Source organism: Aeromonas eucrenophila, from assembly GCF_000819865.1.
GTDB classification, from domain to species: Bacteria; Pseudomonadota; Gammaproteobacteria; order Enterobacterales; family Aeromonadaceae; genus Aeromonas; species Aeromonas eucrenophila.
In genome coordinates, this window is sequence record NZ_CDDF01000014.1 from 14,531 (window position 1) to 32,723 (window position 18,193).

General features: G+C 62.2%; 20 protein-coding genes. 12 read left to right on the top strand and 8 right to left on the bottom strand.

The genetic code is table 11. The features are described from left to right. Nucleotides 1-55 precede the first annotated feature (55 nt). A complete protein-coding gene (locus BN1124_RS13520) occupies nucleotides 56-1,609 on the bottom strand; it encodes a DHA2 family efflux MFS transporter permease subunit (protein WP_042642745.1) in 1,554 nt (517 codons plus the stop codon). Beyond that, a complete protein-coding gene (locus tag BN1124_RS13525) occupies nucleotides 1,609-2,661 on the bottom strand; it encodes an HlyD family secretion protein (protein ID WP_042642748.1) in 1,053 nt (350 codons plus the stop codon). The genes BN1124_RS13520 and BN1124_RS13525 overlap by 1 nt, the downstream gene beginning before the upstream one ends. Before the next feature lie 98 nt (nucleotides 2,662-2,759). On the opposite strand from BN1124_RS13525, the gene BN1124_RS13530 reads away from it, so the two are divergent. Together BN1124_RS13530 and BN1124_RS13535 are read left to right on the top strand one after the other, a co-directional pair. Continuing rightward, nucleotides 2,760-3,662: a LysR family transcriptional regulator gene (locus BN1124_RS13530; protein ID WP_042642750.1), complete on the top strand. Its 903-nt coding sequence runs from the start codon at nucleotides 2,760-2,762 to the stop codon at nucleotides 3,660-3,662. A gap of 169 nt (nucleotides 3,663-3,831) precedes the next feature. After that, entirely contained in the window at nucleotides 3,832-4,146 is a 315-nt protein-coding gene (locus BN1124_RS13535; protein ID WP_042642752.1) for a putative signal transducing protein, read from the top strand. Between the two features lie 64 nt (nucleotides 4,147-4,210). Here the strand turns inward: BN1124_RS13535 and BN1124_RS13540 are convergent, their stop codons facing one another. Next, complete coding sequence (locus BN1124_RS13540; RefSeq protein ID WP_042642754.1) at nucleotides 4,211-5,491, bottom strand: dicarboxylate/amino acid:cation symporter; 1,281 nt, start codon at nucleotides 5,489-5,491, stop codon at nucleotides 4,211-4,213. Nucleotides 5,492-5,699: 208 nt separating this feature from the next. Here BN1124_RS13540 and BN1124_RS13545 point away from each other — a divergent pair, with 208 nt between their 5' ends. Beyond that, entirely contained in the window at nucleotides 5,700-5,945 is a 246-nt protein-coding gene (locus tag BN1124_RS13545) for a YecH family metal-binding protein (protein ID WP_042642756.1), read from the top strand. Nucleotides 5,946-6,055: 110 nt separating this feature from the next. Then, nucleotides 6,056-6,655, top strand: a complete 600-nt coding sequence (locus tag BN1124_RS13550) for a YhgN family NAAT transporter (protein ID WP_042642758.1) — start codon at nucleotides 6,056-6,058, stop codon at nucleotides 6,653-6,655. A 192-nt stretch (nucleotides 6,656-6,847) separates the two neighbouring features. On the opposite strand, the gene BN1124_RS13555 is transcribed toward BN1124_RS13550, so the two are convergent. Continuing rightward, entirely contained in the window at nucleotides 6,848-7,792 is a 945-nt protein-coding gene (locus BN1124_RS13555; RefSeq protein WP_042642760.1) for a LysR substrate-binding domain-containing protein, read from the bottom strand. 272 nt (nucleotides 7,793-8,064) lie between these two features. Between BN1124_RS13555 and tatA the strand changes: the two genes are divergently transcribed. The 3 genes from tatA (at nucleotide 8,065) to BN1124_RS13570 (ending at nucleotide 10,132) form a co-directional block, all read left to right on the top strand. Next, nucleotides 8,065-8,226, top strand: coding sequence for a twin-arginine translocase TatA/TatE family subunit (tatA, locus tag BN1124_RS13560; protein ID WP_042642762.1), 162 nt, complete (start codon nucleotides 8,065-8,067; stop codon nucleotides 8,224-8,226). Between the two features lie 11 nt (nucleotides 8,227-8,237). Beyond that, entirely contained in the window at nucleotides 8,238-8,537 is a 300-nt protein-coding gene (locus tag BN1124_RS13565) for a YfcZ/YiiS family protein (protein ID WP_378052047.1), read from the top strand. Between the two features lie 122 nt (nucleotides 8,538-8,659). Beyond that, nucleotides 8,660-10,132 carry an MltF family protein gene (locus BN1124_RS13570; protein WP_042642766.1) on the top strand — a complete coding sequence of 491 codons (1,473 nt, stop codon included), beginning with the start codon at nucleotides 8,660-8,662 and terminating at the stop codon, nucleotides 10,130-10,132. Nucleotides 10,133-10,135: 3 nt separating this feature from the next. Here BN1124_RS13570 and BN1124_RS21585 read toward each other — a convergent pair whose 3' ends face one another. Further along, nucleotides 10,136-10,297 carry a hypothetical protein gene (locus tag BN1124_RS21585; RefSeq protein ID WP_197066218.1) on the bottom strand — a complete coding sequence of 54 codons (162 nt, stop codon included), beginning with the start codon at nucleotides 10,295-10,297 and terminating at the stop codon, nucleotides 10,136-10,138. A gap of 75 nt (nucleotides 10,298-10,372) precedes the next feature. Between BN1124_RS21585 and BN1124_RS13575 the strand changes: the two genes are divergently transcribed. Beyond that, a complete protein-coding gene (locus BN1124_RS13575; protein ID WP_042642768.1) occupies nucleotides 10,373-11,629 on the top strand; it encodes a phospholipase D family protein in 1,257 nt (418 codons plus the stop codon). A 473-nt stretch (nucleotides 11,630-12,102) separates the two neighbouring features. Here BN1124_RS13575 and BN1124_RS13580 read toward each other — a convergent pair whose 3' ends face one another. Continuing rightward, nucleotides 12,103-13,221: a fatty acid desaturase gene (locus BN1124_RS13580; RefSeq protein WP_042642770.1), complete on the bottom strand. Its 1,119-nt coding sequence runs from the start codon at nucleotides 13,219-13,221 to the stop codon at nucleotides 12,103-12,105. Between the two features lie 150 nt (nucleotides 13,222-13,371). Between BN1124_RS13580 and fabR the strand changes: the two genes are divergently transcribed. Then, nucleotides 13,372-13,992, top strand: a complete 621-nt coding sequence (fabR, locus tag BN1124_RS13585) for an HTH-type transcriptional repressor FabR (RefSeq protein WP_033131641.1) — start codon at nucleotides 13,372-13,374, stop codon at nucleotides 13,990-13,992. 19 nt (nucleotides 13,993-14,011) lie between these two features. After that, nucleotides 14,012-14,377, top strand: coding sequence for a YijD family membrane protein (locus tag BN1124_RS13590; RefSeq protein WP_156128372.1), 366 nt, complete (start codon nucleotides 14,012-14,014; stop codon nucleotides 14,375-14,377). 43 nt (nucleotides 14,378-14,420) lie between these two features. Here BN1124_RS13590 and BN1124_RS13595 read toward each other — a convergent pair whose 3' ends face one another. Both BN1124_RS13595 and rsmD read right to left on the bottom strand, forming a co-directional pair. Further along, nucleotides 14,421-14,735, bottom strand: coding sequence for a DUF1145 domain-containing protein (locus tag BN1124_RS13595; protein WP_042642774.1), 315 nt, complete (start codon nucleotides 14,733-14,735; stop codon nucleotides 14,421-14,423). A gap of 121 nt (nucleotides 14,736-14,856) precedes the next feature. Further along, the gene (gene rsmD, locus BN1124_RS13600; RefSeq protein WP_042642776.1) at nucleotides 14,857-15,486 is read right to left on the bottom strand and encodes a 16S rRNA (guanine(966)-N(2))-methyltransferase RsmD; all 630 of its coding nucleotides are present in this window, start codon (nucleotides 15,484-15,486) and stop codon (nucleotides 14,857-14,859) included. Between the two features lie 111 nt (nucleotides 15,487-15,597). Here rsmD and ftsY point away from each other — a divergent pair, with 111 nt between their 5' ends. Together ftsY and ftsE are read left to right on the top strand one after the other, a co-directional pair. Then, complete coding sequence (ftsY, locus tag BN1124_RS13605; RefSeq protein WP_042642778.1) at nucleotides 15,598-17,418, top strand: signal recognition particle-docking protein FtsY; 1,821 nt, start codon at nucleotides 15,598-15,600, stop codon at nucleotides 17,416-17,418. A 70-nt stretch (nucleotides 17,419-17,488) separates the two neighbouring features. After that, a complete protein-coding gene (gene ftsE, locus BN1124_RS13610; RefSeq protein ID WP_042642779.1) occupies nucleotides 17,489-18,163 on the top strand; it encodes a cell division ATP-binding protein FtsE in 675 nt (224 codons plus the stop codon). The last annotated feature ends 30 nt before the right edge of the window (nucleotides 18,164-18,193 follow it).

Genomic DNA, 18,193 nt, shown 5'->3' on the forward strand with positions numbered 1-18,193 from the left:
CGAGTGCCAAACCGATCATAAAAAACGGGCCTGTGGCCCGTTTTTCGTTGCTGCGTCATGCCTCCATCGGCTCGGCGTCGGCGGCCCTGGGGGGCGGCTGCTTGAGCAGCAGCATCATGGCGCTGGCGATGCACAGGAAGACGCCCATCACGAAGAACACCTGGTTGTACGCCATGATGGTGGCCTCCCGGTTGATGGTGTTCGACAGCATGGCCTGGGCCTGCAACTGCGCCTGCTCCGGTCCCGCCCCTTGCGCCATCATGCTCTGGGCCAGCTGCAGCAGGTAGCTCTGCCCCTCTATGCTGCTGGCGGCGAGCGTGCTGCTGATGTTGCTGAACTGGATGCGGGTATCGTTGTCCAGCATGGTGGCGATCATGGCGATGCCGAAGGCGCCGCCGAGGTTGCGCAGCACGTTGAGCAGGGTGGAGGAGGAGGGGATCTCGTCCGGGGTCAGGCTGGCGGTCGCCACCAGGGAGAGCGGCACCATGACGAAGGGCTGGCCCAGCGCCCGCACGATCAGCGACTGGATCAGCTGGGGCCCGGCGTAGTCGGCGCTCATGTTCATGTTCATGAAGCAGCTTACCCCGAAGATCAGGAAGCCGAAGCTCACCAGATAGCGCGGATCTATCTTGGTCACCAGCCTGGGTACCAGCGGCAGCACCAGCAACTGGGGCAGCCCCATCCACATCAGCACCTCGCCGATTTCCAGCGCGTTGTAGTTGTGGATCTGGGTCATGTAGAGCGGCAGCACATAGATGGAGCCCATCAAGCCCATGCCGAGCACCAGGTAGGCAAAGCAGGCCATGGCGAAGCGCGGGCTGTGCAGTAGCCGCAGGTTGACCAGGGGGTGGCGACGCAGCAGCTGGCTGATGACGAAGAAGATCAGCGCCACCACGGAGATGACGGTGAGCCGCACTATGAAGCTGGAACCGAACCAGTCCTCCCGGTTGCCCTCTTCCAGTACCACCTCCAGCAGGCCAAGCCCCACCGCCATGGTGAGGATCCCGACCAGATCCACCCGTTTGATCACCTCCCAGTCCACCGCCTTCTTGTCCAGGCCGTGGGCCAGCATGGCCATCACCAGCAGGCCGGGGGGCACGTTCAGATAGAAGATGTAGTGCCAGGAGAACTGCTCCGTCAGCCAGCCCCCCAGGGTCGGCCCTATGGTGGGGGCGAAGGTGGCACAGAGGCCGAACAGCGCCATGCCGGTAGCCCGCTTGTGCAGCGGCAACAGGCTGATGATGAGGGAGAAGGCCATGGGGATCAGGGCGCCGCCGGTGAAGCCTTGCAGGGCCCGGAAGACGATCATGCTGGTGAGGTTCCAGCTGAACGAGCAGAGCACGGAGGCGACGATGAAGGCGCCCGTGCTCCACAGCATGTAGCGGCGGGCGCTCAGGCCCCGGCTGAGCCAGCCGCTCAGGGGGATGGCGATCATCTCCGCCACCAGATAGGAGGTGGAGATCCAGGAGCTTTCGCTCAGGGTGGCCGACAGGGCTCCCTGAATGTCCTTCAGGGAGGCGTTGGTGATCTGGATGTCGAGTATGGCCATGAAGGCGCCGATGAGGCCCCCCATGACCGCGATCCAGTTGCGACGCGGGATGGCTTCCATCAGTGGGCCGCGACCACGGGCTCGGGATCACGGGTATCGACGATCACCTCGGTGGAGAGGCCGGGTCTCAGCTTGCCAGCCAGCACGCCGGGCTCGGGGATACGGATCTTGACCGGCACCCGCTGCACGATTTTGGTGAAGTTGCCGGTGGCGTTCTCCGGCGGCAGCAGGGCGAACTTGGCACCGGTAGCGGGGGCCAGGCTGTCGATGATGCCCTCGACCGGTTGATCCGGGTAGGCATCCAGAATCACCTCGACCTTCTGACCCGGTTGCATCTTCTGCAGCTGGGTCTCCTTGAAGTTCGCCTCGACCCAGACCTGCTGCAGCGGCACCAGGCTGGCGACCTGCATGCCGGACTGCACGTAGAGGCCTTCCCGCAGGCTGCGCTTGCCGATGATGCCGTCGGCCGGGGCCCGCAGCTCGGTATAACCGAGCTCAAGCTTGGCCTGCTCGAGTTGAGCCTCGCTCAGGGCCAGTCTGGCCAGATTCTGCTTGGCCTCCGCATCCAGCACCAGCAGGCGCTCGCGAGCGGCCTGCAGGGCGGCCTTGGCCTCCTGCATCAGGGCCTGGTTGACGCGCAAACCCGCCTTCACCTCGTCCAGATTGTCCTGGGAGCTGTAGTTGCGCTGCTTGAGCTGGCCGATACGATCGACCTGTTGGCGGGAGCGGACCTGCTCGGCATCGGCCGAGGCGACCTTGGCGTCGGCCTGGCGGATCAGACTGAGCTGCTGGATACGGGTGGCGGCGAGGTTCTCGGCGGTCGCCTGATTGAGGTGCAAGTCAGCCTCGGCCTCGATCACCTTGGCCTTGTATTCCCGGTCGTCCAGGCGAGCGATCAGCTGCCCGGCCTTCACCTCCTGGTTGTCGGTCACCAGCACCTCGCTGATATAACCGGGCAGCTTGGAGCCGATGCCGGTCACCTCGCTCTGCAGATAGGCGTTGTCGGTGCTTTCGAAGTAACGGCCGTGCAGATACCAGTAAGCGGCGAACAGCACGCCGAGCAGGGCCAGCAGCAGCGCGGCCAGCAGGGGGATCTTCTTGTGTTGACTCATGATTTTGGTTTTTCCTGAACTGTGGGGGGCAGGCTAACATCGGCTGACTGTTTCGATTAGTATCCATTCATGAGATATACAGTTTCACTGGTGAGACAATGGACCTGAATGCCGCCTTGATTCTAGTGCGCATCGTCGACAAGGGCTCCTTCACCGCCGCCGCCCAGGAGCTGGGAATGACCAAGGCGACGGTCAGCCGCCGTATCGCCGAGCTGGAGCAGCGACTCGGTGCGCGGTTGCTCTACCGCTCTACCCGCCAGCTCACCCTGACCGAGGCCGGTGAGCAATATTATCTGCGCTGCAGCAAGGCGGTGGAGGAGTTGGCCCAGGCCGAGCTGATGCTGAGTGCCAGCCAGCAGGAGGTGACCGGCACCCTCAAGCTGGCGGTACCCATCGAAACGGGCCAGCTGGTGGTCGGCCGGCTGGTGGCGAACTTCCTGCAGGCCTATCCTGGCCTGCGAGTCGATCTGGAGCTGACCAATCGCATCGTGGATCCCATCAGCGAGGGGCTGGATGCCATAGTGCGGATCGGTGACATGAGCGACTCCAACCTGGCGGCGCGGCGGCTGTGGAGCACCGAACGACGGCTCTGCGCCAGCCCGGAATACCTGGCTCGGAATCCGGCGATCACCAGACCCGAGGATCTGGTGCAGCACCAGCGGGTGGCGGTCAGCAGCGGCTTTCTGGCCTCCCACTGGTGTTTCGAACTGGACGGGCGCGAGGTGCTGGTGGATCCTCCTGCCAGATTCAAGGTCAACAACATCACCTGTGCCCGAGAGGCGGCCAAGGCCGGGTTGGGGCTCGCCTCCCTGCCCGCCATGTTGTGCCATGATGAGCTGGCCGAAGGCTCCCTGGTGGCCCTGTTGCCGGACTGGCAGCAGCCCAAGGTGCCGATCTACCTGCTGTTCCCCGAGCGGCGGCTGATGCCGCGCAAGTTGCGGGTGTTTATCGATTTTCTGATAGCCAACGGGCCAGAGTACGGCATCGACAACTTGCTGTGATTAAGGTCGGGACATGGCATGGTCATGAATATGAGCGCAGGCGCGAGGACAAGGCATGGAACCGTGGATTAACTTGCATCGGGCCTCCCACCCCCAGGAAGCTTATGCCGGAGAGGGTGATAGCGCTGGCACCGATGACCCTATCGACAAGCAGTATTGAGGACAAGACATGGAGCCATGGATCAATTTGTATCGGGCCTCTCACTCGCTGGAGGCTTATGCCCTGAAGGGGGCGCTGGAGGTCGAAGGGGTGCTGGTGCGGCTCAGCGGAGAAGGGCTGTCGGGGGCGCTGGGGGAGTTGCCGGTGGATCTGCTGCAGGTCACCCTGCTGGTGCGCGAGCAGGATCGCAGCCGGGCGGGGCGGATCATCGAGCGCTACCAGCAGCGTCAGGGCAATGGCTGGCTATGCGGCCAGTGCGGGGAGGAGAACGGCGCCAACTTCGACATCTGCTGGCGCTGTCACCACGATCCCCACGATCACTGATTATCCCCACCCCTGCTCCCGCAAGGGGGAGTCCAAGGTAGCGACAGATGCCTGAGACCACACCTCAACGCGGGAAGTCGATGTCCTCGCCCGCGTTGGCATCGTGATAGGTTTCCAGATCCAGCTCTCCCTCGCTGCGGGCGATCAACACGGACACCAGAATATCCCCAGATACGTTGACCGTGGTGCGCGCCATGTCCAGCAGGCGATCGATGCCGGCGATCAGCGCCACCCCTTCCAGCGGCAAGCCTACCGCGGTGAGCGTCAGGGTCAGCAGCATCAGCCCGGTGCCCGGGGTGCCGGCGGTGCCGATGCTGGCCAGGGTCGCGATGCTGATGATGGTCAGGTAATCCACCAGGTGCAGATCCACCCCGAAGGCCTGAGCCACGAACAGGGCCGTTACCCCCTGATAGAGAGCCGTGCCATCCATGTTGATGGTGGCGCCTATGGGCAGCACCTTGGCGGTGATGGCGGGGGAGACCCCGAGCCTGCGCTCGGCGCAGGCCAGGCTGATGGGCAGGGTACTGCTGCTGGAGCTGCTGGTGAAGGCGATCGCCTGGGCATCCAGGATGCTCTTGAAGTAGTGCAGCGGGTTGAGGCGTGCCAGCAGGATCAGCAGGCTGCTGTAGACGCCGAGCACGTGCAGCAGGCAACCGAGGTAGACGGCCCCTATCACCTTGAGCAGGGGCAGCAGCAGATCCAGCCCGTACTTGCCCGTCATCCAGGCCATCAGGGCGCAGACGCCGTAGGGCGCCAGCGTCATCACCATCTGGGTCAGCTTGAACATGCCCTCCGCCAATGAGGTGAAGAACAGGATCGCGGGCCGGCCGCGACGGCCGCTGGCGTTGAGGGCGAGGGCGAGGGCCACCGCGAACACGATCACCTGCAGTATCTTGCCGTCCACCATGGCCTGGATCGGGTTGCGCGGCACCAGATGGCTGAGCACGCTGGCCAGGGTCGGCTGTGCCAGCACCCCGGTGCGCTCGTAGGGGCCCATGTTGGCCCCCATGCCGGGTTCCAGCAGCCAGCCCATCATCAGGCCGATGCAGATGGCGATGGCGGTGGAGAACAGATAGAGGGCGATGGCCTTGCCGCCAATCCGGTCCAGGGTCTTGCCCTTGAGCAGGGAGGTGAGGCCGGCGATGACGGAGCAGAAGATGAGCGGCACCATCAGCATCTGTATGGTGTTGACGAACAGGACGCCGATGGGTTTGAGCAGCAGCGCCTGCTCACTGAAGCCGAGCCCGAGCCCTATCCCGGTCAGCATGCCGAGCAGGGTCTTCAACCAGAGTGGGCGGCGGGTCCAGATCCGCCAGGGCTTGAAGGCCAATCCATGGAACAGCATGACGCCAATGTCCTTATTTTCTGTCTGCGATGGCAAAAAGGGGCGCTAGTGTAGCCATCCCCTGCCCAGGTTGCCACATTATCGACAAAGCGGTGCTCACGGCCAGCCCGCGGTTGTTAAAAACGCCAATTTATTGGTTTACATCAAGATCGGATTTGGCCATTCCGGCTTTAATGAACATCTGACATGATAATTAACGAGGTTTGAGATGTCCCAGTCGATACATGGTCACGAAGTGATGGAGATGATGCTGACCCAGGATGGCCAGTTTACCCGCGCCAGCCTCAAGCAGGCGATCGACGCGCATTTCGGTGCCGAGGCCCGTTTTCACACCTGCAGCGCCAGCGAGATGGATGCAGAGGCCCTGATCGAACTGCTGGCCAAGCGCGGCAAGTTCATCGAGTCGGAGCAAGGTTTCCAGACCCGCGCCGACAAGATCTGCAATCACGGCTGAGGCCGGCGGCGAGCCGTGTCCTGCGGCTCGCGCAATCTTCCTCCCTTTGTTAGTATTTCCCCCTCTTTTCCTCTGTCGAAGGCTTGGCCCGGGCATAGCCCGTCAATCGTATGGATACTTTCTCCGCTGCCGTCATGTTGTTTCTGATCATGGATCCGCTGGGCAACCTGCCGGTCTTCCTCTCCATTTTGCGTCATGTCGATCCCAAGCGGCGACGCAAGGTGATGATCCGTGAGCTGTTGTTCTCCCTGGCCATCATGCTGGCCTTCCTGTTTGCCGGTCAGCAGATCCTGAGCTTCCTCAATCTGCGCCAGGAGGCGGTGAGCATCGCCGGGGGCATCATCCTGTTCCTCATCGCCATCAAGATGATCTTCCCGACACCCGGTGGCGTGACCGGGTTGGCCGCCGGTGAGGAACCCTTCCTGGTGCCCATGGCCATCCCCATGATCGCGGGTCCTTCCATCCTGGCCTCATTGCTGCTGCTGGCGAATCAGGAGCCGACCCGGATGGCGGACTGGTCCCTGGCCCTGCTGCTGGCCTGGGGTGCCAGCGCCGTGATCCTGATGTTCTACGAGCTGTTCAACAAGCTGCTGGGTGAGCGAGGACTCACCGCCGTGGAGCGGCTGATGGGGATGCTGCTGGTGATGATCTCGGTGCAGATGTTGCTCGACGGCGTGCACCACTATCTGGCGGTGACCGGTCAGGGCTGACCGGCCAGCATGATGGCGTGAATGAACGGGGCTGCACGGAGCCCCGTTTTTTTGCCTGTGCTACGGCGCACCGGCAGTCAGTGCCGACGCTCAGGATCCCTCGGTCGCCGAGGTCTAGAGCTTGCTCATGATGAGGGCGAGCAGGTTTTCCGCAGCCAGTGCCGAGGCTCAGGATCCTTCGATTGCCGAGGTCTAGAGCTTGCTCATGATAAGGGCGAGCAGGGTTTCCCGCAGCCAACGGTGGCCCGGATCCTCCTCGTGACTCTGATGCCAGATCAGCAGGTGGGAGATGCTGTCCAGCGCGATGGGTAGCGGCAGCGGCACCAGCGGGTAGACCTGGGTCGCGTGACGGGCATAGAGCTTGGAGAGGGTGACTATCATGTCCGAGTGCATGCCCATCCGCAGCGCCGCCTCGAACGAGGGCACGGTCGCCTCTATCCGGCGATAGAGATCCTGCTCCGCCAGCTTGTGATCCAGCATCCAGCGATCCCGCCCCTCGCAGTAGGTCTGCACGTGGGGATAGGCGAGATAGCGGGCGAGATCCCAGTCCGTCTCCTGCAGCGCCGGGTGATCCTGCTGCACCAGGCAGGTGAGGTCATCGATGGCGAGCAGGCGCTGGCAGATGGCGTTGGGCAGGGTATCGAGTCGGAAATCCGAGGTGATGCAGTTCTCCCGCACCGTGAAGGCGATGTCCACCTGGCCCTGGCTCATCTCGGTCAGGCTGTGCTCCGTCCACTCCTCGTAGCGCAGCCGGATCCCCGGTGCCTGGCGCTTGAGTTCGCTCAGGTAGAGGGGGGCGAACAGGGTGAAGGCGCTGTCCATGCTGGCGATGACGAACTCACGCTCGGTATGGGCAGGATCGAAATCCGGCGGCTGGATCAGGTTGTCCAGCGACAACAGTATGGGTTGCAACTGCTGCTGCAGACCGAGGGCACGGGGGGTGGGTTCCAGCCCATAGGCGGAGCGCACGAACAGGGGATCGTCGAAGGTGTCCCGCAGGCGACCCAGGGCCTTGCTGACGGCCGATTGGCTCAGGTGCAGGCGGCGGGCGGCCCGGCTGCCATTGCGCTCTTCCAGCAAGACTTGCAGGATAATCAATAAATTAAGGTCTATGCGCCCGAGCTGTTCCAGCAACATGATATGAATCTCCTTCAATTCTTAGATGAATTTATACCATTTGTTTTCATATCTTGGCGACCCTATGCTCGAAACGTCTCACGCCGTTATGGTACTGCTACAGGATGTAGTAGTTGAGGGAGACAAGTAGCACCGACTCGTACGGCGGCCATGGGTCGCCGTATTTTTTTGCTGATTGATTCGCAAACTTGCACCTGCCTTGATTTCGCCCAACAATCGCTATGCATTCTTTTGATACAAACTATCGATATCTATCAGTCAGGAGCATCCCCATGGGACTCGGTGGAATTCATATCTGGCATTTGTTGATCCTGCTCGTGGTCGTCGTTCTGGTGTTTGGCAGCAAACGCCTGGCCAGCGCCGGAGAGGATCTGGGCACCGCCATCAAGGATTTTCGCAAGGCCTTGCGTGACGATGATACGCAGCCGAAATAAGTAGGAGTTGAATGATGTCTGTAAACGAGAGAGTGCAGGAAACCTGCGACAGCTGTGGCAGCATGGCCGAGATCGGCACCATCATAGGTGAGGGCGACGAGCTGATGGAGCTGGTGATCGAGGCCGCGACAGAAGCCGATGCCCGCGCCAAGCTGGCGGTCTATGAGGCTCTGGCCAAGCAGGTGACCGCCGAAGCCAGCGTCAGCAGCGAGCTGAGCCAGGTGGCCGAGGGCGTGATCCTCAAGGCTCGCCTGCAATTCACCTGCACCGCCGAGAAGCTGATCTTCGAGTTGCGTGCCCGCTCAGTCTGAGCATTGTGATGATACGGCAGGCCTGCCTGCCGTATTGACCCTGCAGCCGCAGCTCCCCGTTCTATAGTGAGTTATCCCACGGACGACTCGCCGATGTGAATCGGTCAACAGAAGGAGAGAGGATGCGGCGATGGATCTGGGGCCTGTTGGCCCTCTGGTGCCTTCCTCTGCTGGCGGCGGATCCCAAGCCCCTGCCAGACGATTCCCCCACACGCGCAGTGGACGTCAGACCGAAACTCTTGCCCCAACCCGGGGACCTCGAACACATTCTGCAAAAAAAAGAACTCAGGGCCCTGGTGGTCTATGAGCGGGGTTTCTTCTTCTTCGACAAGGGCGCCCAGTACGGCATCCTGGTCAATCAGCTGCAAGGCTTCGAGCGATGGCTAAACAAGACCTATCTCGCCAAAGAGAAGCTCAAGCTCAAGATCATCTACATCCCGGTACGTCAGGACAAGTTGCTGGACTACCTCACCGAGGGGCGCGGCGATCTGGTGGCAGCCACCATGACGGTGACGCCGACCCGGCGTGAGCAGGTCACCTTCTCCGCTCCCATCATTTCGCCCATTGAGGAGTGGGTGGTGAGCCAGCATGCCTTGCCCGGCTTCAACCGCATCACTCAGCTATCGGGCCGGCGGATCTGGGTGCGGGCCAGCTCCAGCTACTATGAGAGCCTGCACCAGCTGAACTGGCTGTTTCGCGAGCTGGGGCTGCCGCCGGTGTACATAGAGACGGTGCCCGAGTATCTGCAGGACGGGGATCTGATGGAGATGGTGGCCGCCGGCATCATACCGCTGACCGTGACCGACAGCTTCAAGGGGCGGATCTGGCTCGACATGATAGGGGGCCTCAAGGCCCACAAGCTGATCCCGCTGCGGGACAAGGGGCGCAGTGCCTGGGCCCTGCGCAACAACAGCCCCGAGCTGCTCAAGGCGGTAAACGCCTATATCTCGGAGTCCAGCAAGCGCACCCTCTACAGCGACATGACCCTGCGCCGCCTGCTGGCCCAGAGCGAGCAGATGAGCAACATACTGGCGCCAGACCCGCTGGGGCGGCTGTCGACCATCCGCCAGGTACTCGAGACCCAGGCCGCCAAATACAAGCTGGACTGGCTGATGCTGGCGGCACTTGGCTACAAGGAGTCGGGGCTCAATCCCAATGTCGGCTCCCACGGCGGGGCGGTCGGCATCATGCAGTTGCTGCCGAGCACCGGCGGCGCCGTGGGGATCCGCGGCGCCAGGTTCAGCAGCCTGGAAGGCAATGTGGAGGCCGCCTGCCGCTACCTGAGGCTCATTCTCGACACCTATTTCAACGATCCCGAGATGGACAACATCAACCGCCATCTGTTTGCCCTGGCGGCCTACAACGCGGGCCCGAACCGGGTGCAGGCGTTGCAGGCCAAGGCCAGGGAGAGGGGGCTGGATCCGAACGTCTGGTTCGGCAACGTGGAGCAGCTGGTGGCCAACGAGGTGGGCCAGGGACCCATCAACTACGTGGGCACCATCTACAAGTACTACGTGGCTTATCGCTTCAGCCTGCCTCAGGTGGAGGGCAAGACCGAGGCCATCTCTGACGCCAAGGAGGCGGTTCAGCCCTGAGCCTCATCCCAGGCTGGGGTGCTGCATCTGAAGTGTGGTGCCCGGGGCCTCCCACCCCTGATCTCTGTGTTGCAGATACCAGGGGGCAAGTTGCCTGGCCGGGGTGGGATCCGGTTGGCTGGCCTGGGGCCTATGGCACAGAGAGGGGCGGTCACAGAGTTCCATGGTCGACTCCTTGGCTCGTTGCGATCAGGGGGGCTGCTCGGGTTATGCCATGGCCCCATGACAAGGAGATGACGCTTGATCCCCGCCGAATTTGCCCTGCTCGACGATCCTGCCGCCGCTCTGAAGCTGCGTTGCCAGCTGATCCGCACCGCCCGCCACCGGATCCAGGCCCAGTACTACAGCTGGGAGGAAGACGGCAGCGGCAAACTGCTGCTGTCCGAATTGCTGCATGCGGCCAGGCGCGGGGTGCGGGTGCAACTGCTCATCGACGATCTCTATGCCGGTGACAACCGCTTCCTGGAGATGGTGGCCCATCAGCCCGGCATAGAGGTGCGCCTGTTCAATCCGTTCTGGTTCAGGGGCTGGCGACCGCTGGCCCTGCTGCTCGAAGGCCTGCTCAGCTTCAGGCGCATCAACCACCGCATGCACAACAAGCTGTTGCTGGTGGATGGCTGCCAGGGGGTGATCGGGGGTCGCAACATCGGCGATCGCTACTTCGGTCTGGGAGAGGCACCTCACTTCGTCGATCTGGATATCGTCTGTCGGGGTGGCCTCTGCCAGCAGGCAGAGCAGGGCTTCAGTCTCTATTGGCAGAGCCGCTGGAGCCACCCCATCCGGCGCCTGTGGCGACGCGCCCTGCAGTCCGCCGAGGTCGCCACCGTGAACGACTTCCTGCTCACCCTGACCGAGCCGGCGGTGGCCGCCGTCTACGATCTGCCCGCCAGCCTGTTCGACGATGAGCCTGTGCCCCTGCACTGGCATCCGGGTCAGGGCACCTTCTGGTTCGATCGTCCCGGCAAGGGGCTGATCTCCCGACCGACCATGGCATTTGAGCTGGGGCGCAAGCTGGCCGGCAACCGGGGGGCGCTGCGGTTGGTGAGCCCTTACCTGATACTGACGCGCGGGCTGCGCCGTCGTCTCAAGGAGCAGCGGCAGGCGGGGGTGAGCATAGGGATCCTGACCAACTCCCTGGCCAGCACCGACGTGCCCCTGGTGTACGGTGCCTATCGCCGTCATCGCCCCTGGCTGGTGCGGCAGGGGATAACGTTGTTCGAGCTGGAAGGGGATGCGCAGAGCCTGCATGCCAAGCTGATCCTGATGGGAGAGGAGGAGGCGCTGCTCGGCAGTTTCAATCTGGATCCCCGCTCCCTGATGCTCAACACCGAGCTGATGCTGCACCTGCGTTGCCCCGCGCTCTGCGCCGAGTTGCAGCAGTGGCTGACGGGCTGGCAGCAGGCCGCCGTGCGGCGGGATGCACCTCTTGCCTCGGCACTGCGACGGCTGCTGGCCCGGTTGAGCAAGGGGTTGTCGTCACTGCATCCCTGGTTGTGAGGGCCAAGCTTGTGCGAGATCTCGCAAAGCCTTGTGCGCCATAGAAGATAACTTCTGCCATTCAATGTCGCAATAATGCCGTATCGCATTGTTTTTAATCATTTTATGTCAAAGCGTGAATCGAGGTGAGCCCATAAGGATTGCATACAAGTCCGCAAAAAATGGTTTTTTATTTTATTTATCTGCGTAGTATTTCAACTGCAAGGACAAACACGGCGGCTGGTCTGCCGTGTGGGTGAAGGTGGTGAGGGTACTTGGTCGGTCGGATTGCTCCGGCAGACGCCCGGATCGGGAGCGGAAACCCGTGAAGCGGCATCGGTACCTCTTATGGCCGGATCCCAATATGGAACATGCTATTTGCGAGGGGGTGACATGCGAATGTCGCCCCACTTTTTTATCGCGCCCTGTCGCCCTTTGCCCATAAAAAGACCGCCAACAGGCGGTCTCGAATATGAGTCATCACATGGACGGTATCAGGCGATGCCGGCCAGCAATCGGCTCCAGTTGCGCTTGCTGGCAACGAAACCATCGCGCAGATTGCGATACTCCAGCTGCAGCTTCAGCCTGTCGTAGCGCGCCAGCGCCTTGCGCTTGCGCTGCTCCAGCAGCAGCTTGCGGCTGCGGTAGTAGTGCTGGATCTGCTGGCTCAGCTTGTCGTATTCCTCTTGCAGCAGTGCCTGCCATAGCTCCCGATCGTCCTCTTCATGCAGTCTGGCCTGGGCCCGTTTCAGCTGCATCTCCAGCTTGGCCTGCTCGATGCGCTCCTCCGGGCAGGAGCGCAGATCCCTGGCCAGCCCGCACCAGGCAGCGCTTCGGATCAGCCACTTGGTAGGATCGTACTGCCACCAGCGGATGCCGTTGCGGTAGTCGTTCTCGAACAGGTGGTGGAAGTTGTGATACCCCTCGCCGAAGGTGAAGAAGGCCAGGATGCCGTTGTCCCGCGCGCTGTTGCGATCGGTGAAGGGCTGGCTGCCCCAGATATGGGCGAGGGAGTTGATGAAGAAGGTGGTGTGGTGAGTCATCACCATGCGCAGCACCCCGGCCAGCAACAGCATGCCGAGCAGATCCCCGTGGATCAGTCCGAGCAGCAGCGGAATGCCGATGTTGGTGCCGAGCATCAGCGCCAGGTAGTGCTTGTGCTGGAAGGCGACGATGGGGTTGTTCTGCAGATCCCGCACGTTGCTGTAGTCGTGGTAAGTCTCGCGCTGATATTCCCGCAGCATCCAGCCGATGTGGGAGTACCAGAAGCCGCGGCCCGCGCTGTAGGGATCCCGCTGGTTGTCATCCACGTGGCGATGATGGCGGCGGTGATCGGACGACCAGTGCAGGGCCGAGTTTTGCAGGGCGAGGGCGCCGCCGATGGCGAAGATCCACTGCAGGATCGGGTGCGCCTTGTAGGTCTTGTGTGACCAGAGCCGATGGTAGCCGGCGGTGATGGAGATGCCGCAGTAGCAGAACAGCATCAGGAAACAGAGCCACTGCCAGAGATCGTAGCCCTGGGTCATGCCGTACCAGGGCACGGCGATCAGTGCCGCCAGTCCGGAGAGGGCAAACAGCAGGGTGTTGCTCATGATGATCGGGGGGCGGTCCATTTTACTCGGCTCCTTTCAGCGAACAGTTGTTCACTATTCTCCATTGAGCCGGAATGCGGGTCAATGGTAAAAAAGTCGGAGACAAACCTGATCCCGGCCCCCCCTTCGGGTTATCATTTGGCCTCGCTAACCTCAAGGTGACTGTATTTCGTGGGTATTCGCGCGCAACAAAAAGAAAAAACCCGGCGTACGCTGATCGACGCGGCGTTCAGTCAACTCTGTGCCAACCGCAGCTTCTCCAACCTCAGCCTGCGGGAAGTGGCGCGGGAGGCGGGCATAGCGCCGACCTCCTTCTACCGCCATTTCCGCGACATGGAAGAGCTGGGGCTGACCCTGGTGGATGAGGGTGGGCTGACCCTGCGTCAGCTGATGCGTCAGGCACGCCAGCGCATCGCCGGCGGCGGCAGCGTCATCAGCACCTCGGTGCAGACCTTCATGGAATTCGTCGAAAACAACCCGAACATCTTCCGTTTGCTGCTGCGCGAGCGCTCCGGTACTTCGGCCGCCTTCCGCCAGGCGGTGGCGCGCGAGATCCAGCACTTCATCGCCGAGCTGACCGACTATCTGGAGGCGACCACGGAGGCGCCGCGGGAAGAGGCCTACATCCAGGCCGAAGCCATGGTCACCATCGTCTTCAGCGCCGGTGCCGACGCCCTCGACATGACCAGCGAGGAGTGCAAGGCGCTCTCCGATCGCACCATCAGTCAGCTGCGCATCATCGCCATGGGCGCCGAGGTCCAGAACCGCAAGCGCCGTGAACCTCTCTCTTAAGCCAAGGATGGACAGTCCCATGCATGAACCGAACGCTATCCCCAAGAAACCCTTGTTGTTGGCCCTGCTGATCGGGATCTGTGGGGATGCCTTCCTGTCGGTGTTGACCGAATCGGCCGTGCCCTTCTCCTTCTTCCCCCTGATAGCCCTGCTGCTGGCGGCCTATCAGCTCTACCAGCACTATCGCCACGAGCCCATGGTGGGGAATACCCCTATCTGCATGATCCTTAGCTTTTTCATCGGCGTTTTTGGCCACTCGGCGCTGATCAAGGTGCAATATCCGGAACTTGGCAGCAACTTCTTCTCCCTGATCGCCATGCTGCTGCTGCTCGCCGTGCTCTCCATCAAGCTCGGCATCAGCGTGGGGAAAAAAGTGAAGGAGTGACGAGTCACTCCTTCAGACAGGGTCAGGATGTAAGGCACCTGCCTCAGTCGGCTTGAGGGGGCGTCCCGCCCTTCTGCTTGGCATCTATGATGGCCTGCAGCTTGGCGCGGATATCCATCATGCCGAACACCCCGAAGACCAGTACCTGGGTGAATTCGAGGCGAGTCACCGGGAAGTAGGGCTTGCAGGCGGCCTTGATCAGGCTGGCCTGTACCCAGTGCATCAGGGCCACGATCAGGCCACAGACCGGCAGAAAACCGTTCAACTTGCCCGGCAGGGTGCCAAACAGGGCGAGCACTACCCCCAGCCAGAAGAACAGCAAGACGCCCATCGCCAACAGATTAAACACGCGCTTCATCGTTTACCTCCCTTACATAGAGCTGATAGCAGGCCTGATCTGATCGACCTGCTTGTCCTTGAGTCGTTGTCCACATTGACCGGGGAGGGCCAGTCGCCCATGTTCCTCTCCCAACCGGTATTTAAATCGCAGTGTCGTTCTGGGTATTCCGCAGATAGAGCTGATAGCAGACCTGACCGGCTTGCTTGTCCTTGAGTAATTGCCAGCTGGCGGGCAGGGCCAGATCGGCCATCTCCTTTTCCCGCTCCAGATAGATGAGCGCGTCCGGCGCCAGCCAGCCACGTTGCTCCAGCAGTTCGCACACCTGGGGCAGCAACTCGCGGCGAAAGGGCGGATCGAGGAACACCAGATCAAACGGCGTCGCCGGGCCTTGCAGCCAGTTCACCGCATCGGCCTGGATCACGCTCCCCTGCTGACTGCCCAGGGCGACCAGATTCTTCTTGAGCTGATCGGCGGCGCCCTTGTCCATCTCGACCAGAGTCACCTGCTCGGCATAGCGTGACAGTGCCTCCAGCCCCAGGCCGCCGCTGCCGGCAAACAGGTCGAGGCAGCGGGTGCCGCGCACATGGGGCGCCAGCCAGTTGAAGATGGTCTCCTTGACGCGATCCGTGGTCGGCCTGAGGCCATCCAGATCCCTGACCGGCAATTTGCGACCCTTCCACTGACCGCTGATGATTCTTACAACTCCCGCTTTTCCCTGCGGAATTGGGCTTTTATTGGGGCTGTTACGGCTGGATTTCACTCTGGGCATCGCGTTTCGTCGTCAGAAAATAAAGTGTTAGTATAAGGCGGTTCATTTTTATGCCGACCCACCGAGGGACGGCTATCTTAGCAGTCAGCCAACGAAGTGAGTATTTTTTAGATGGCAAAAGGTTTGTTTTCCTGGCTGGGTTTCGGCCGCAAGAAAGAAGAGGCCGAGGCCGTCCAATCTCAGGTCCCCGCCACCACGCCAGCGATCCCTGAGCCCGAGGCCCCCGTTGCCCCCGCTCCCGCTGCCGATCTCCCCCTGACCGAAGCACAGCCGGGTGCCTTCCCGACGACGCCGGACGAAGGTCCCCTGGTGGTGGAAGAGTGTGAGTCCGAGCTCGAGCCCGTCATCGTCAATGAGGCGCTGATCGCCGACGAGGTGGCCGAAGCCGCGCGTCTCGCGGCCGACATCAAGGCCATCGAAGAGGCGCACAGGGCCGCCGAGGCCGATGCGGCGCAAGTCGCCCGCATTATCGCCGAAGCAGAGGCCGTGGAAGCTACTCGCGTTGCCGCCGAGGCAGAGGCTTTGGAAGCCGCTCGCGTTACCGCCGAAGCTCAGGCTGCGGAAGCTGCCCGCGTTGCCGCCGAGGCTGAGGCTCTGGAAGCCGCTCGTGTTGCCGCCGAAGCTCAGGCTGTGGAAGCCGCTCGCGTTGCCGCCGAGGCAGAGGCTGCGGAAGCCGCTCGCGTTGCTGCTGAAGCCGCCCGTGTTGCCGCCGAGGCAGAGGCTGTGGAAGCCGCTCGTGTTGCCGCCGAGGCGCAGGCTGTGGAAGCCGCCCGTGTTGCCGCCGAAGCTCAGGCTGCGGAAGCCGCCCGCGTTGCCGCCGAAGCAGAGGCTGCGGAAGCCGCCCGTGTTGCTGCCGAGGCTCAGGCCGCGGAAGAAGCTCGCATCGCCAAAGAGGCCCAGCGAGCGGAAGACCTTCGTCTGGTCGCCGAGATGGAGGCCAACGCCGCCGCCCTGGCTGCTCTGCCGCTGGCCGCCCAGGTGGACGACGACACCCAGGACAAGCCGCAGCGGGAGGGTTTCTTCGCCCGCCTCAAGCGCAGCCTGGTGCGCACCAAGGAAAATATCGGTTCCGGCTTCTTCGGCCTGTTCAGTGGCAAGAAGATCGACGACGAGCTGTTCGAGGAGCTGGAGACCCAGCTGCTGACCGCGGATCTCGGGGTCGACACCACCAGTCGCATCATCGACGGCCTGATCAAACATGCGGATCGCAAGCAGCTCAAGGATGCCGAGGCGCTCTACGGCCTGCTCAAGCAGGACATGGGCGAGATACTGGCTCAGGTCGAGAAGCCGCTGGTCATCGATACCAGCAAGAAGCCCTATGTGATCCTGATGGTCGGCGTCAACGGGGTGGGCAAGACCACCACCATCGGCAAGTTGGCCAAGCAGTTCCAGGCCGAAGGCAAGAGCGTCATGCTGGCCGCCGGCGATACCTTCCGTGCCGCCGCGGTCGAGCAGCTGCAGGTCTGGGGCCAGCGCAACAACATTCCGGTCATCGCCCAGCACACCGGCGCCGACTCCGCCTCCGTCATCTATGATGCCATCGAAGCCGCCCGCTCCCGCGGGGCTGATGTGCTGATCGCCGACACCGCCGGCCGCCTGCAGAACAAGAGCAACCTGATGGAAGAGCTCAAGAAGGTGGTGCGGGTGATGAAGAAGCTGGACGAGGAAGCGCCCCACGAGATCATGCTGACTCTGGATGCGGGCACCGGCCAGAATGCCCTGAGCCAGGCCAAGCTGTTCAGCGAGGCGGTGGGCCTGACCGGCATCACCCTCACCAAGCTGGACGGTACCGCCAAGGGCGGGATCATCTTCGCGATGGCGGACAAGTTCCAGATCCCGATCCGTTACATCGGGGTGGGCGAGGGGATAGATGACTTGCGTCCCTTCGTTGCCAACGACTTTATCGAGGCACTGTTCAGTCGCGATGAGTAAGCTCAGGCATGATCAGTAAACGCCACACGCCCCGACTCTGGTCGGGGTTTGTCAATGTCAGGGATCCGTTATGATTCGTTTCGATAAGGTCAGCAAGGTATACAGCGGCGGCCACCAGGCGCTGCAGAAGGTCAGCTTTCACCTGCGCAAGGGGGAGATGGCCTTCCTGACCGGCCACTCGGGGGCGGGCAAGAGTACCCTGCTCAAGCTCATCAGCGTGATGGAGCGGCCGACCGATGGCCGGGTCTTCTTCCACGGCGATGATGTCAGCCAGATCAAGCGCGGCCAGATCCCCTATGTACGCCGCCAGATCGGGATGATCTTCCAGGATCACCGGCTGCTGATGGACCGCACCGTGTTCGACAACGTGGCCCTGCCCCTGGTGATCGATGGCTATAGCCATGCGGACATCAACAAGCGGGTGGCGGCGGCCCTGGACAAGGTCGGTCTGCTCGGCAAGGAACGCTACCAGCCGCGTATGCTCTCCGGTGGTGAACAGCAACGGGTCGGCATCGCCCGCGCCATCGTCAACAAGCCGCCGCTGCTGCTGGCGGATGAGCCGACCGGCAACCTGGATCCCCAGCTTTCCATGGATATCATGCGACTGTTCGAAGAGTTCAACCGCTTCGGGGTCTCGGTGCTGATCGCGACCCACGATCTGGGGCTCATCGCCCGCATGCGCTACCGCACCCTGACCCTCAAGGTGGGCCGGATGTATTCACAGCAAGCAGAGGAGGAGATCTGATGGCCATCGTTCGTCACAAGCAGCCTCTGC

Coding starts and splice junctions, on each gene's coding strand:
- BN1124_RS13520 (WP_042642745.1), bottom strand. CDS start 1,609: ATGGAAGCCATCCCGCGTCGCAACTGGATCGCGGTCATGGGGGGCCTC.
- BN1124_RS13525 (WP_042642748.1), bottom strand. CDS start 2,661: ATGAGTCAACACAAGAAGATCCCCCTGCTGGCCGCGCTGCTGCTGGCC.
- BN1124_RS13530 (WP_042642750.1), top strand. CDS start 2,760: ATGGACCTGAATGCCGCCTTGATTCTAGTGCGCATCGTCGACAAGGGC.
- BN1124_RS13535 (WP_042642752.1), top strand. CDS start 3,832: ATGGAGCCATGGATCAATTTGTATCGGGCCTCTCACTCGCTGGAGGCT.
- BN1124_RS13540 (WP_042642754.1), bottom strand. CDS start 5,491: ATGCTGTTCCATGGATTGGCCTTCAAGCCCTGGCGGATCTGGACCCGC.
- BN1124_RS13545 (WP_042642756.1), top strand. CDS start 5,700: ATGTCCCAGTCGATACATGGTCACGAAGTGATGGAGATGATGCTGACC.
- BN1124_RS13550 (WP_042642758.1), top strand. CDS start 6,056: ATGGATACTTTCTCCGCTGCCGTCATGTTGTTTCTGATCATGGATCCG.
- BN1124_RS13555 (WP_042642760.1), bottom strand. CDS start 7,792: ATGTTGCTGGAACAGCTCGGGCGCATAGACCTTAATTTATTGATTATC.
- tatA (WP_042642762.1), top strand. CDS start 8,065: ATGGGACTCGGTGGAATTCATATCTGGCATTTGTTGATCCTGCTCGTG.
- BN1124_RS13565 (WP_378052047.1), top strand. CDS start 8,238: ATGATGTCTGTAAACGAGAGAGTGCAGGAAACCTGCGACAGCTGTGGC.
- BN1124_RS13570 (WP_042642766.1), top strand. CDS start 8,660: ATGCGGCGATGGATCTGGGGCCTGTTGGCCCTCTGGTGCCTTCCTCTG.
- BN1124_RS21585 (WP_197066218.1), bottom strand. CDS start 10,297: ATGGAACTCTGTGACCGCCCCTCTCTGTGCCATAGGCCCCAGGCCAGC.
- BN1124_RS13580 (WP_042642770.1), bottom strand. CDS start 13,221: ATGGACCGCCCCCCGATCATCATGAGCAACACCCTGCTGTTTGCCCTC.
- BN1124_RS13590 (WP_156128372.1), top strand. CDS start 14,012: ATGCATGAACCGAACGCTATCCCCAAGAAACCCTTGTTGTTGGCCCTG.
- BN1124_RS13595 (WP_042642774.1), bottom strand. CDS start 14,735: ATGAAGCGCGTGTTTAATCTGTTGGCGATGGGCGTCTTGCTGTTCTTC.
- rsmD (WP_042642776.1), bottom strand. CDS start 15,486: ATGCCCAGAGTGAAATCCAGCCGTAACAGCCCCAATAAAAGCCCAATT.
- ftsY (WP_042642778.1), top strand. CDS start 15,598: ATGGCAAAAGGTTTGTTTTCCTGGCTGGGTTTCGGCCGCAAGAAAGAA.
- ftsE (WP_042642779.1), top strand. CDS start 17,489: ATGATTCGTTTCGATAAGGTCAGCAAGGTATACAGCGGCGGCCACCAG.